Below are 14,052 nucleotides of genomic sequence, written 5' to 3' on the forward strand. Positions count from 1 at the left end.
ACGGGTTCCAGGCGCCGGTGAAGCCCGGCGTGAAGTTCCACGACCTGCTCGTCGTGTCACTGGGCGGCAAGGGACAGTACGAGCACGTCATCAACAACACCGGATCCCCCACCTCCGGTACGTCGACCATCCCGTCACAGGTGGTGTCCTTTCCCTGAGACGGGGTGAGGTGAGTGAAGCTTCACTCACCTGAACGGCGTGGGGCCCGGCAGCCAGTCACTGCCGGGCCCCGCGTCATGTCCCGACGACCATCTCCAGGTAGGAACGCAGCTCCGGGACGGTCGCGGGAGTGATCCGCAGCCCCAGGTAACCGTCCGGGCGTACGAGGATCGCCTCGCCGCCGCGAGCGCCGTACATCGACCGGAACTCGTCGAGGCCGTCGTGCACGGCGGGCAGCTGCAGCCCGGACGCCCGCACCTTCGGGGCGAGTACCGCGCAGGCGTTCAGCAGGCCGGGCGCCACGCGCTGGGCGGCAGCCGCCACCTCGTCGAATCGCGTCGGCTGTTCCTCGTCGTCCGCGTACAGCAGCAGAGTGTGGTCCCGTCCCCGCAGCAGGGTGAACAAGCGTACGGGGAAGGACGCCAGACCGTACCTGAGACCTTTGCAGTCGGGAGCGCGGTCGCCCGGGGCCGGGCCGTCGTGCGCGGCGCCGTCCGGCCCCACGACGGGGCTGTCCCGGTAGCCGACCAGGAGCTGGGCCTCCCGGCGCATCATCGTCGCCGGGTCGTCCGGACCGGACTGGATGCCGCTCCGCGCATGACGCACCGTCCTCTGCACCACTTCCTCTCCGACCGGACGGCGCTCGGAGTCGTAGCTCGCCAACAGCCCTTCCCCCGCTTGTCCGCGCACCGCGGCCGCCAGCTTCCACGCCAGGTTGTAGGCGTCCTGGATGCCGGTGTTCATGCCCTGGGCTCCCGTGGGCGGATGGATATGGGCGGCGTCCCCCGCCACGAACACCCGCCCCTGCCCGTAGCGGTCCACCAGACGGTGGCTGATGCGGAAGACGGAGGACCAGCGCAGCGACGAGGCGGTCGTGGGCCGGGGCGAGAGCCGGTCGAGCACCGCCTGGATGTGCTCCAGCCCGGGCTGCGGGCCACGGTCGCCGCTCAGTCCGTGCAACACCCCGTCCCTGCCGGCCTGTTGTATCCGGGAGAGCTCGGGCGGAGTCGGCATCGACATCCGGTAGCGGCGGCTTCCGGGCAGCGGGATGCACACCAGCAGATCATCGGTGCGCCCGTCGACGACATGCGAGGACCGGACTCCGTACCCGACGGGCAGGTCCCAGTCGACCTCGACATCGCCCAGCATGTACTCCTCCGGGAGGGCCGCACCCTCGAAGGCGAGCCCGAGGCCCTTGCGTACGACGCTGTGGGCGCCGTCGCAGCCGACCAGATAGCGGGCCCGAAGCTCCTCCGTCCCGCCGGAGGGCAGAGCCAGACATGCCCTGACCTCGCCGTCGTCCTGGTCGAAGGAGACGAGCTCCGTGCCGCGCTCGACCTGCCCTCCCAGGCGGACCAGGAGTTCTTCGAGGAGCCGTTCCGTCTCGTACTGCGGGAGGGCGGCGAAGCCGTAGGGAACGTCCGGCGGCAGGGTCAGATCGATCCGGGCCTGTTCCTCCCCGTTGACGTAGAGCAGTTGTCCTTCGAGTTGAACAGCCGTCTCCAGCGCCTCACGCACCATCCCCATCCGGTCCCAGATCTCCAGGGTCCTGGGCTGGACGCCCACGGCCCTGGCGAACGGCAGACGCGCCCGGAGCCGGTCGACGACCCTGCATCCGATACCCCGCCGCTGCAGCTCCGTCGCCGCCGTGAGACCGACCGGGCCCGCCCCGACGACCAGCACGTCGATGTCGGTCACGGTGCCTCCCGGAGAGGGTGCGGTCACTCCAATGCAGCACACCGAGGTCGGTATGTCCATTTTCGCGCATCGGGTGGCCGACGCGGGAGGACGGTTCCCTCCCGCGTCGGTCCGTGCGCGTCAGCCGACGGTGCAGGCCTCACCGCCCAGCGCGAACGCTTCCGGCTCGGCATTGCTGCCCGACCAACTGCCCGAGAAGCCGAAGCCCACGGAGGAGCCGGACGCCACCTTGCCGTTCCAGCCGACGTCGGCCGCCGTCACCTTCGCGCCGTCCTGCTTGGGGGTGGCGTTCCACATCTGCGTGACTTTCTGTCCGCCGGGGAAGGACCAGGCCAGCTGCCAGCCGTCGAGGGCCGCGCTCCCGGTGTTGGTGACCGTCACATCGGCCTGGAAGCCGCCGGACCACTGATTGGTGATCGTGTACGTCACCGCGCAGTCGGCGTCCGCCGGAGGCTCCTCCGGATCGGGGTCCGGGTCGGGATCAGGGTCCGGGTCGGGATCCGTGCTCCCGTCGTCCGAGGTCTCACCCACCTGGATCCCCCGGCCGTTGGTGGACACGTACACCCGTCCGTAGACCCGCGGGTCGCCGGTGATCGCGGCCCCGGTCCAACCCCACTGGTGTGCGTCGTCGTTGATCCGCGTCCAGTTCGCACCCGCGTCCGTGGACCGGAAGATCCCGCGCACCCCACCGATCTTCGCGCTCACGAAGACGGTCTGGTACGAGGCGCCCGGGGCGGCCTTGCCGAAGCCCACGCTGTCCGCCTGCTCCACACCGGAGAACTTGGTGAAACTCGTACCGGAGTCGGTGGAACGCCACAGCCCGTACGCGCCCGTCGACGAGCCGCCCGCGAGCCAGATGTCGCCCTCGGTACCGGGCAACGCCTTGAAGCGGACGTTGCCTTCGGCGGGCAGGCCGTTCGCCTTGGCGGTGAAGGTGGCACCGCCGTCCGTCGACACGTAGAAGGTGCCGGCCTTGAAGCCGTAGAACTTCTTCGGGTTCTTCCGGTCGGACTCGACCGTCGCCCCGGCCGGAATGCCGGTGGACGCGGTCCAGGAGTTGCCGTAGCCCGTGGTGCGGTGGACGGCCGCACCGTCCGGGCTCCAGACGAATCCACTGGCGTCCGCGGCTGCGGCGACCGTACCGCCGCCGGTGACTCCGGAAGGTTCGGAGCCCTGGAACCAGTTGGCCCCGTTGTCGGTGGAGAAGCCGATGTGCGGGGCGGCATCGGCGTTGCCGACCCGGACGACCGTTCCTGGTGATGCCTCCGCGAAGTCCAGGCTGGTGGTCGAATCAAGGTTCGGCGAGGTGAACATCAGGCTGGGCACCGCGTCGAGATCCGTGTGCCGGAAGCCTCCGATGTCACCGAGCGCGCTCAGCAGCGGAGCGCCGGACGGCGGGCTCGCCAGGTCGTTGACGGCTGTCTCCTCCAGTCCCTTCACCATCGGAGTGATCTTGAACTGGCTGCCCGAGTCCCAGGACGTGAGGTTCTCGGTGCCGTAGACCGTCGCACCCGTCCCGTACATCATCCGGTCCGAGTCGAAGGGGTCGATCTCCAGTGCCTCCGTCATCCACCCCAGCTTGGGCGTGGTCTCGGGCGGGGACGGGTTGGCGCCCCAGCTGAGCCAGGGGACGGAGGAGACGTCCTGGGTGTAGCGGTTCGAACGGTTCGGGTAACTGGTGTACTCCCAGGCCTGTGTCCACGTCGCACCGCTGTCGGTGGAGCGGAAGATCTGGGTGTCGGGCCACCAGGAGCTGTAGGCGGTGGCCATCAGGGTGCCCGGTTTCTGCCGGTCCACGGAGAGTCCGCTGAACCCGTAGTAGGTGTCGGCCTCCGCGACCGGGCTGACGTCCGTCCACTCACCGGTCCCGGTGGCGTACCGCCAGATGCGCCCCTTGCCGCCGTCGTACGGGCCGCCCGTGTCGCTCAGCGTCAGATAGAGGTAGCCCGTGGAGGAGTCGAGTACACCCTTGTGCGCGAGGTACCCGGTCGGCTGTCCGGCGATCCGCGACCAGGTGCTGCCGCCGTTCGTCGAGCGGTAGACGGTGTTCTCCTTGTCGGCGACCCCCACGTAGATGTCCTGGGTGGTGCTGCCCGCGCTGCCGGACCGCTCGTCGAAGGTCACCCAGACGATGCCCTGGTTGTCGCCGGCGTATCCGCTGGTGTCGGACGGGTCCTGCGCGTAGTTCCCCGGATTCGGGAAGGCCGTCACCTCCGACCAGGTGACGCCTGAATCGGTGGACCTCCACAGCCCCTTGCCACTGGGCGCGCCCAGATAGAGGACGGAGTTCTTGTTCGGGTCGACCGCGAGACGCTCCCCCATCCCGCGCCCCGGCATGTTGCCGCCGAGCTTGAAGGGAAGCGTGGTCGCCTTCCAGGAGGCGCCGCGGTCCGAGGAGCGCAGGACGGCGCCGTTCGTCGGGTCCCAGCTGTTGGTGTACGTACCGACGGCGGCGTACACGTTGTCGGGCTCGGCTGTGTCGGAGGCGAGACTCACGACGCCGGACCAGCCCCATCTGTCCCAGTCCACCCAGTCGAGCAGCGGCGTCCACTGCTTGCCCGATTGGTTCCAGCGGTAGGCGCCGCCGATGTCGGTACGCGCGTAGGCGAGATTCTTCTCGGACCGGTTGAAGACGATGCCCGGCACGAAACCGCCGCCGTCGATCCGCGCATTCTTCCAGCTGTAGGTGTCCGCGGCGATCGACACATCGGATGCTTCGGCCGTTCGGGGCGCATCGTTCGAGCGTGCCGCGGCCGGGGTTCCGGTGACGGCCAACCCGGCGGTCAGGGTGAGTGCCGCCAGTAGTGCGGCGAAGGGTCTGGCGCTTAAGCGCACGGAAACGTCCTCTCCGAGCTGGACCGCCGAAGACGGCGGCCGGGGATTGACACAGAGATGGGAGCGCTCCCATAGCGCAGCACGATCGTAGCGTCACGCGTACCCAGGGAGAAGGGTGGTGCGCACGGTTCATCGGATGAATCGGTGACGCACCCCCGCACGAGCCGCCCAGGCCTCCATCGACGGGCAGCCGGCCGCACGCTTACCGCCCTCACATCGCACCCGCGTCCGCAGAATCAGTGAAAGGGACACATCTCCACCACATTCCCGGAGACGGTGTGACGACCGGACACGCGACGGGAGAAATAGCTCCATCTATTCCCCGACGTCACTTCCACATCCGGCACCGGCAGGGATCCGCATGCGTTCTTCCTACGGGCCCTCATATCGCCGACTCGGCTAAAACCTGCACACCGCATACGCAGACCGACCACGCGGACCGTCACGGAACACCCTGACCGGACCAGGTACGTACCAGGTCCGGGGCCGTTTGGTGCAGGAGTGCCCCACTTGAAGCAAAGAGGGTCACGACCACGAGGAATTCATTCCGTGAAGCTCGTGAAGGAATTGCCGCCAGAAAATGGACGGGTCTGCACGCGAGGGGATTCGAGGGAGCCGATATCGACCGATCCACTGTTGTTCGATTGGCTGCGCAAGGCATCAGCATGCTTTGATCCTGGCCCATACGGGAGCCGCACCACGGGTTCCCGGTTTAACGAATTTCCACACGAAGGGCAGCACTCACCATGAACCTCACCCCCCAGGTTGAGACCCTCGAGATCTCCGACAACGACCTGGACAACGTGTCCGGCGGCCTCATCGGCGGCGTGCTCGGCAACGTCACGGCCACCGCGGACTCCATCGCTCCGGTCTCCGGCGTCCTCGGCTCGGTCACCGGCCTGGTCGGCTCGGTCACCGGCGTGAACACCGGCGCGGTCTCCGGCCTGGCCACCGGCCTCGTCGCCGGTCTCTGAGACGGCATCGACACCGGGCCCCGGAACCACTCGGTTCCGGGGCCCGGTGCGGCCCGCCGACAGGTGAGGGAAGAGTTCCTTGCAGTTCCGCCAACAGGCCCTTTCCAAGCTGCAGTCGCCCGAACAGCTCGACCTGCCGGTGCGGTTCGCACGCCCGCAGGGACTGCTCGTCCTGAGCATCACCGTGGCCGTGATGGCCGCTGCCTGCTTCTGGGCGGTCACCGGCACCGTCGCCTCCACACTCGGCGCCCCCGGGATCGTCACGCACGCCCAGGGCAGTTACATCCTGCAGAGCCCGGTCGCCGGGCAGATCACCGAAGTGCTCGCCGCCGAAGGCGAAACCCTGCCTGCCGATGCACCGTTGCTCAAGGTCCGCACGGAGCAGGGCAGCAGCGTCGTGCGCACCATCGACGCAGGCCGGCTGACCACAGTGACGGCCACGATCGGCGCCGTGATCACTACGGGTGCGGACGTGGCGAGCGTCGAACGCATCGACGGCACCGACGATCCCCTGGTCGTGATGCTCTACGTACCGGCCAACAGCGGGTCGGCCGTCCGGGTGGGCGCCTCCGTCGACCTCACCGTCCAGTCCGTGCCCTCCCAGCAGTACGGAGTGCTGCGCGGCCGGGTAGCCGCAGTCGGCAGGCCCCGGACCCAGCAGCAGATCACCCGCTTCCTCGGCGACGGCCAGCTGGGAGAACAGTTCTCGCGCCACGGCAGACCGGTGGCGGTCCTGGTACGGCTCGACCGCTCCGCCGCCACCGAGTCCGGCTACCGGTGGTCCTCGGCCCAAGGGCCCCCGTACGCGATCGAATCCATGACCCTGGCCACCGGCTCCGTCCATCTGGCCGACCGGCGTCCGATCGATTGGCTGCTCCCGTGACCGCACCGCATCCGTCCCCCGCAGCGCAGCAGCTGCCGCCCCCCTCTCGCGGCAGACACCGTCCCGAGAGCACCTCGGGCGGCAGGCGGCGGTCGCAGCCGCGCCCTGTACCGAAGGCCGGACGGACACGGACCGTACGCACTCCCACCGTGCTCCAGATGGAGGCGCTGGAGTGCGGAGCCGCTTCGCTGGCGATGGTGCTCGCCCACTTCGGCCGGCATGTGCCGCTGGAGGAGCTGCGCATCGCCTGCGGCGTGTCGCGCGACGGCTCGCGCGCCAGCAACGTGCTGAAGGCGGCCCGTAGTTACGGCCTGAAGGCCAAGGGCATGCAGATGGAGCCGGCGGCACTCACGGAGGTTCAGGCGCCGGCCATCCTGTTCTGGGAGTTCAACCACTACGTCGTGTACGACGGCACGGGACGTCGGCTCGGGCGGCGGGGCGTGCACATCAACGACCCCGACAAGGGCCGCCGTTTCGTGCCGTCCGAGGATTTCGACACCAGCTTCACCGGGGTCGTGCTCGTCCTGGAGCCGGGCGACGACTTCCGGCGCGGTGGCCGGAAGCCCGGCGTCATGAGCGCCCTGCCCGCGCGGCTGCGCGGCACCACGGGCACGATGCTGGTGGCACTGCTCGCCAGCCTGCTGCTGGTGGCGGTCGGCGCCACGTTGCCGGCGCTGAGCCGTACGTACATCGACATGTTCCTGATCGGCAACCAGACCTCGCTGCTGGGTGTGCTGTTCGCCGCGATGGGCACCATGGTCGCGCTCACCCTCGTCCTGACCTGGCTGCAGCAGGCGAATCTGCTGCGCGGGCGCATCATCTCCTCCACGCTCGGCAGTGCCCGCTTCTTCCGGCATCTGCTCCGGCTGCCGGTGACCTTCTTCGCCCAGCGCAGCCCCGCCGACCTCGTCCAGCGCCTGCAGTCGAACGACGCGGTGGCCGAGACACTCGCCCGGGACCTCACCGCGGCCGGTGTGGACGGAATCGTCGTCCTGCTCTACGCGTTCCTGCTGTGGACGTACGATCCGCAGCTGACCGTCATCGGGGTGGGAATCGCCCTGCTCAACGTGGTCGCGATGCGGATCGTCGTGCGGCTGCGGGCCACCGGTACCCAGAAGCTGCGGGCCGACAGCGCTCGGCTGACGAACACCTCGTACACCGGCCTGCAGCTGATCGAGACCATGAAGGCGACCGGCGGGGAGAACGGATACTTCCGCCGCTGGGCGGGCCAGCACGCGACGACGCTGGACGAGCAGCAGCGTCTCGGAGTGCCGAGCGCATGGCTCGGCATCGTCGCTCCCGCCCTCGCGACGCTCAACAGCGCGCTGATCCTCTGGATCGGCGGGCTGCGGGCGGTCGAGGGGCATATCTCGATCGGACTGCTCGTCGCCTTCCAGGCGCTGGTGACCCGTTTCACCGCACCGGTCACCCGGCTCAACGGGGTGGCGGGCCGGGTCCAGGACTTCGCGGCCGACGTAGCCCGTCTGAAGGATGTCGAGAACTTCCCGGTCGACCCCCTCTACTCCCGCCCGGAGCCCGCCGCGAGTACCCGTCGGCTCAAGGGTCATGTGACGCTGGACGACATCACCTTCGGCTACAGCCCGCTCGACAAGCCGCTGCTCACCGGTTTCTCGCTGTCTGTGGGGCCCGGTCAGCAGGTGGCGCTCGTCGGCGGGTCCGGCAGCGGCAAGTCGACGGTCTCCCGGCTGATTTCGGGGCTCTACAGCCCGTGGGAGGGCACGATCCGGATCGACGGACAACGACTCGAGGACATTCCGCGGGGCGCGCTTGCCGCGTCGGTCTCCTTCGTCGACCAGGACGTCTTCCTGTTCGAGGGCACGGTGCGGGACAACGTGGCGCTGTGGGACCCCTCGGTCCCGGACGAAGCCGTCGTCGCCGCGCTCCAGGACGCCGCGCTGTACGAGGTCGTCGCCCGTCGTCCGAGGGGCATCCACAGCAGGGTGGAGCAGGACGGCCGCAACTTCTCCGGCGGACAGCGCCAGCGTCTGGAAATCGCGCGCGCTCTCGTGCGACGGCCCAGCATCCTGGTTCTGGACGAGGTCACCAGCGCACTGGACGCGGAGACCGAGCAGGTCATCATCGACAATCTGCGGCGGCGCGGCTGTGCCTGCGTCGTGATCGCGCACCGGCTGAGCACGGTCCGCGACAGCGACGAGATCGTGGTCCTGGACCACGGATCCGTCGTGGAACGCGGACGGCACGAGGATCTGGTGGCTGCCGGGGGTCCGTACGCCGAACTGGTCAGGGAGCACTGACGTGACGTCCGTACAACACCCGGCGGGCGAAAGGACCCTCGGGCACGACCCGGTCATCGCAGCGCTGGGAGGGCTCGGCGCTCCGGTCGACTGCACCGGGCTGCGCAGTCTTTCGCTCGAAGGGCCCCAGGTGCTGTGGCTCGTCGTGGGCGGTGCCCTCGACCTGTTCGCGGTCGACGCGCTGGAGCAGGGCCACTGGCACTTCCTCGGCCGGCTCGAGCCGGGAACACTGGTGCTGGGGCCCGTCGAGGGACCGCAGCACACGCTGGTCGGCCGACCTCTGCAGGAGTGCGTGCTGCGCCGGATCCCGCTGCGGGAGCTCTACCGGCCCGAGTACGCGGACCAGGGGGTGTTCGAGGGGCAGTACCGCAGCCATTACGACACCGGGGACGCCGCTCTGAGTCTACTGGAGCACGCCTTCTCGCTCGGCGTCGGGCGCAGTCAGCGTGTGCTGTTCGAGGCCCCGCTGGACAGCAGGACCGCTGTCGGCGACACGGTGGGCGACGACGACATCCTCTGGCTGCCGGTGTCACCCGGCAGCGTGCAGTACGGCGCGGCGTTCAGCGCGGAGGCCGCCGGTGATCTGCTCGTCGACGCCGCGATGTGGCAGGGGATGGTCAACCAGCAGTACCGGTTGCTGTCCGCGCTCGACCGCTGGATCGAACAGCTGGAGCGCGCCCACGAGGACCGGACGGCGGCCGGCATGAAGGCGGGCGAAGCCGTCCGCAAGGAGGCCGACCAGGCCCTGCTGACCTCGATCGGCCGTTCCGGCAGGAGCCCCTCGCGTACCGCCGGCGCAACCGACGACGCGGTGTACGCGGCCTGTCGGCTGGTGGCGAGGGAGTCGGGGATCGTCCTGTCGGAAGCTCCGGCGGACGGCGCGGTGAGCGACCGGATCGACCCGGTCGAGCGTGTCGCGGTCGCGTCCCGGATCCGGACCCGTGCGGTCCGGCTCGACGGGCGCTGGTGGCGGGAGAACTCCGGACCGCTGGTGGGCCACCGGGCCGCGTCGGGGGCGCCGGTCGCGCTGCTGTGGCGCCGCGGCCGGTACGAGGCGGTGAACCCGCTGACCGGCCGGCGCACCCGTGTCGACAGCACCGCTGCACAGGACTTCGAGCAGCGCGCCGTCATGTTCTACCGGCCGTTGCCGGAGCGGCCGCTGGGCAAGTGGCAGCTGCTGCGCTTCAGTCTGCTCGGCACCCGGGCCGATCTGCGCAGACTCGTCCTGACCGGGCTCGTGACGGTGGCGCTCGGTTCGCTCGTGCCGGTCGCGACGGGCCAGGTGCTCGGCGTGTACGTGCCCAATGCCGAGAACAGCCTCATCGTTCAGGTCTCACTGGCCGTGATCATCACCGGAGTCGTCTCGGCCGCTTTCATGCTGCTGCAGAACCTCACCATCCTGCGCATGGAGGGGCGCATCGAGAGCTCGCTCCAGCCCGCTGTGTGGGACCGGCTGTTGCGCCTGCCGACGAAGTTCTTCACCGAGCGCTCCACCGGGGAGCTGGCGAGCGCGGCGATGGGTGTCAGTGCGATCCGTCGTGTGCTGTCCGGCATCGGGCCCGTCGCCGTGCAGGCCGGCACGCTCGGTGCGATGAATCTCGGCCTGCTGTTCTGGTTCAGCGTCCCGCTGGCGCTGACCGCCATCGCGATGCTGGTTGTCATCGCGGGCGTGTTCCTCACCATGGGGATGTGGGAGCTGCGGTGGCAGCGCCGGTTGGTCGAGCTCGGCAACAAGCTGAACAACCAGGCGTTCCAGACGCTGCGCGGGTTGCCCAAGCTGCGGGTCGCCTCGGCGGAGAGCTTCGCGTACGGGGCGTGGGCGGCGGAGTTCGCCCGCAGCCGTGAGCTGCAGAAGCGCGCGGGCCGGATCAAGAACCTGACGACGGTGCTCAACGCGGTCTATCTGCCGCTGTGTTCGCTGGTCATGTTCATCCTGCTGGCGGGTCCCGCCCGCGGCTCGCTGTCCGCCAGTGAGTTCCTGACCTTCAACACCTCTGTGACCATGCTCCTGACGGCGGTCACGCAGCTCACCGGGGCGTTCGTGTCGGCTGCCGCCGTGCTGCCGATGTTCGAGCAGATCAAGCCGGTGCTCGACGAGGCACCCGAGGTACGCGGTGCCAGCACGCAGCCCGGCGCACTGTCCGGGAAGATCGAAGCGAGGGGCCTGTCCTTCCGCTACACCGATGACGGTCCCGCCGTACTCGACGATCTGTCCCTGACCGTACGGCCGGGAGAGTTCGTCGCGATCGTGGGCCCCAGCGGCTGCGGCAAGTCCACGCTGCTGAGACTGCTCATCGGCTTCGACAAGCCGGTCGCCGGCAGTGTCCTGTACGACGGCCAGGATCTGGCGGCACTGGACCAGGCAGCCGTGCGCCGCCAGTGCGGGGTCGTCCTGCAGAACGCCCAGCCGCTGTCGGGATCGATCCTGGACTGCATCTGCGGCGCCGAGGTCTTCACCCAGGAAGAGGCGTGGGAGGCTGCCGCGATGGCGGGTCTGGCCGAGGACATCAAGCGTATGCCGATGGGCCTGCACACCATGATCTCCGGTGGCGGCGCCATCTCCGGGGGCCAGCGTCAGCGCCTGATGATCGCCCAGGCACTCGTCCGGCGCCCCCGCATCCTGTTCTTCGACGAGGCAACCAGCGCGCTCGACAACGAGACCCAGCGCACCGTGATCGAGAGCACCCGGTCCCTGCGGGCCACCCGTGTCGTGATCGCGCACCGGCTCTCCACGGTCCTGGACGCCGATCGTGTGATCGTCATGTCGGACGGCCGCATCGTCCAGCAGGGGCCGCCCGCGGAGCTGCTCGCGGACACGGGCGGGCGGCTGCATGAACTGGTGCGGCGCCAGATGCAGTAGGCGGCACTGGGGGCGCCGTCCGGGGCACCGAACCGCAACGCCGCCCGTGCCGTCCCTCAACCGGACGTGTCGCGCCGGCCGCCGGGCCTGGGTACGTCCACCGCGTCGCGGATGCTGCCGCGGGCGGCCGCGGCGACGGCTTCGGCGGTGATGCCGAACTCCTCGTACAGCCGCCGGTAGTCGGCGGACGCTCCGTAGTGCTCCAGGCTCACGATCCGGCCCGCGTCGCCGACCAGCTCGCGCCAGCCCTGGCCGACGGCCGCCTCGACACTGACGCGGGCGCGTACGTCGGGCGGCAGCACCTCGTCCTGGTAGGACAGCGGCTGTTCGGCGAACCATTCGCGGCAGGGCATCGAGACCACGCGTACGGCCAGCCCCTCGTCGGCCAGCAGCTTGCGGGCGTCGAGGGCGATCTGGACCTCCGACCCCGTCGCCACCAGGATGACGTCGGGCGCGGTTCCGGAGGCCTCCACGAGGATGTAGGCACCGCGGGCCGCTCCCTCGGCCGGGGCGTGGACGCCGTCGGCGCGGTCGAGCACCGGAAGGTTCTGCCGGGTCAGGACGAGACCGGCGGGCCGGTCGGTGTGCTCCAGGATCGTCCGCCAGCAGACCACCGTCTCGTTCGCGTCCCCCGGGCGGACGACGTCGAGGCCGGGGATCGCCCGCAGTGCGGCGAGGTGTTCGACGGGCTGGTGCGTCGGACCGTCCTCGCCGAGCCCGATCGAGTCGTGGGTCCACACATAGGTGGCGGGCAGCTTCATCAGCGCGGCGAGGCGGACAGCCGGCCGCATGTAGTCGCTGAACGTCAGGAACGTACCGCCGTAGGGGCGGGTCAGGCTCTGCAGGGCGATGCCGTTGAGTACGGCTCCCATCACGTGTTCACGGATTCCGAAGTGCAGGGTCCGCCCGTAGGGGCCGCCCTTGAACTCCTCGGTCTGCCGGTCCGCCGGAATGAAGGAGGGCTCGCCCTCCATGGTGGTGTTGTTGCTTCCGGCCAGGTCCGCGGAGCCGCCCCACAGTTCGGGCAGCACCGGTGCCAGAGCGCCGAGCACCTCGCCGGACGCCTTGCGGGTGGCCATGCCCTTCGCATCGGCCGGAAACGCGGGCAGTGCCTCGGTCCAGCCCTCGGGGAGCCGCTGCTCCCGAAGGCGGTCCAGCAGCGCGGCCCGCTCCGGGTTCGCGGCACGCCAGCTCTCGTACCCCGGCTGCCACTGCTCCCGCGCCGCCCGGCCCCGCTCCCCGACTGCGCGGGTGTGGGCAAGGACCTCGTCCTCGATCGCGAACGAGACCTCGGGGTCGAAGCCGAGCAGCTTCTTCGTGCCGGCGACCTCGTCGTCGCCCAGAGCCGCCCCGTGCGCCTTGCCGGTGTTCCTCTTCGTCGGGGCGGGCCATCCGATGATGGTGCGCAGCATGATCAACGACGGGCGGTTCCGGTCCTCCTCGGCCGCTTCGACCGCGGCGAGCAGCGCATCGACGTCCTCGACGTAGTCGCCCGTGCGGGTCCAGTCCACCGTCTGCACGTGCCAGCCGTAGGCGGCGAAGCGGGCGGGGACGTCCTCGCTGAAGGAGATGTCGGTGTCGTCCTCGATGGAGATGTGGTTCGAGTCGTAGAACACCACGAGGCCGCCGAGTCGCTGGTGACCGGCGAGCGAAGCGGCCTCCGAGGCCACACCCTCCATCATGTCGCCGTCGGAAGCCACCACGTACACCCGGTGATCGAAGGGGCTGGCGCCCGGCGCGGCGTCCGGGTCGAGCAGGCCCCGCTCCCGGCGTGCCGCCATCGCCATGCCGACCGCGGCACCCATGCCCTGACCCAGCGGGCCGGTGGTGATCTCGACACCGCGGGTGTGCCTGTACTCCGGATGCCCGGGGGTCGCCGAACCCCAGGTCCGCAGCGCCTCCAGATCCTCCATCTCCAGGCCGTAGCCGGCGAGATAGAGCTGGATGTACAGCGTGAGGCTGGTGTGACCGCACGAAAGCACGAAACGGTCCCTGCCCAGCCACTGGTCATCGGCCGGATCGTGCCGCATGACCTGCTGGAACAGCAGGTAGGCGAGCGGCGCCAGGCTCATCGCCGTACCGGGATGTCCGTTGCCGGTCTTCTGCACGGCATCGGCGGCCAGGACCCGTACGGTGTCCACCGCCCGCAGATCCACCGGGCCCCATCCCGCCCGGTCAGCCACCGGCAGCGCGAGGCCGGGGTCGCGCGGTGCGGTGCTGCCGGAAGAGGATCGCTCGGGCGCCATGGTGGTGTCTCCCTCGGGATGTCGCTTACCGGTCCGTACGGGCCGGGCCCTTCGGCTCGTCCCCCCTTGGCATCCTCGGTTCCCGGAGCGCCCTTCGCATCCCGGGGCCGGTGCGTTGGAA

At 69.7% G+C, this 14,052-nt stretch carries 7 protein-coding genes; 4 read left to right on the plus strand and 3 right to left on the minus strand.

Annotated elements, in window-relative coordinates; translation table 11 throughout:
* Positions 1-234: 234 nt before the first annotated feature.
* Both ACFWBQ_RS34225 and ACFWBQ_RS34230 read right to left on the minus strand, forming a co-directional pair.
* On the minus strand, positions 235-1,857 hold the full coding sequence (locus ACFWBQ_RS34225) for an FAD-dependent monooxygenase (RefSeq protein WP_385506361.1): 1,623 nt from the start codon (positions 1,855-1,857) through the stop codon (positions 235-237).
* A 120-nt stretch (positions 1,858-1,977) separates the two neighbouring features.
* Positions 1,978-4,692 carry a cellulose binding domain-containing protein gene (locus ACFWBQ_RS34230; protein ID WP_385506365.1) on the minus strand — a complete coding sequence of 905 codons (2,715 nt, stop codon included), beginning with the start codon at positions 4,690-4,692 and terminating at the stop codon, positions 1,978-1,980.
* A 746-nt stretch (positions 4,693-5,438) separates the two neighbouring features.
* On the opposite strand from ACFWBQ_RS34230, the gene ACFWBQ_RS34235 reads away from it, so the two are divergent.
* The 4 genes from ACFWBQ_RS34235 to ACFWBQ_RS34250 all read left to right on the plus strand — a co-directional run bounded on the left by ACFWBQ_RS34235 (position 5,439) and on the right by ACFWBQ_RS34250 (position 11,685).
* The gene (locus ACFWBQ_RS34235; protein WP_385506368.1) at positions 5,439-5,666 is read left to right on the plus strand and encodes a type A2 lantipeptide; all 228 of its coding nucleotides are present in this window, start codon (positions 5,439-5,441) and stop codon (positions 5,664-5,666) included.
* Between the two features lie 79 nt (positions 5,667-5,745).
* Complete coding sequence (locus ACFWBQ_RS34240) at positions 5,746-6,549, plus strand: hypothetical protein (RefSeq protein WP_385506371.1); 804 nt, start codon at positions 5,746-5,748, stop codon at positions 6,547-6,549.
* Complete coding sequence (locus ACFWBQ_RS34245) at positions 6,546-8,825, plus strand: NHLP family bacteriocin export ABC transporter peptidase/permease/ATPase subunit (protein ID WP_385506373.1); 2,280 nt, start codon at positions 6,546-6,548, stop codon at positions 8,823-8,825. The genes ACFWBQ_RS34240 and ACFWBQ_RS34245 overlap by 4 nt, the downstream gene beginning before the upstream one ends.
* Position 8,826: 1 nt before the next feature.
* Positions 8,827-11,685 (plus strand): NHLP bacteriocin export ABC transporter permease/ATPase subunit, encoded by a 2,859-nt coding sequence (locus ACFWBQ_RS34250; protein ID WP_385506375.1) that lies wholly within the window; start codon positions 8,827-8,829, stop codon positions 11,683-11,685.
* Between the two features lie 56 nt (positions 11,686-11,741).
* On the opposite strand, the gene tkt is transcribed toward ACFWBQ_RS34250, so the two are convergent.
* The gene (gene tkt, locus ACFWBQ_RS34255; protein ID WP_385506378.1) at positions 11,742-13,931 is read right to left on the minus strand and encodes a transketolase; all 2,190 of its coding nucleotides are present in this window, start codon (positions 13,929-13,931) and stop codon (positions 11,742-11,744) included.
* Positions 13,932-14,052: the final 121 nt, after the last annotated feature.

The sequence above is a fragment of the Streptomyces sp. NPDC060035 genome (assembly GCF_042736635.1).
Classification (GTDB): Bacteria; Actinomycetota; Actinomycetes; order Streptomycetales; family Streptomycetaceae; genus Streptomyces.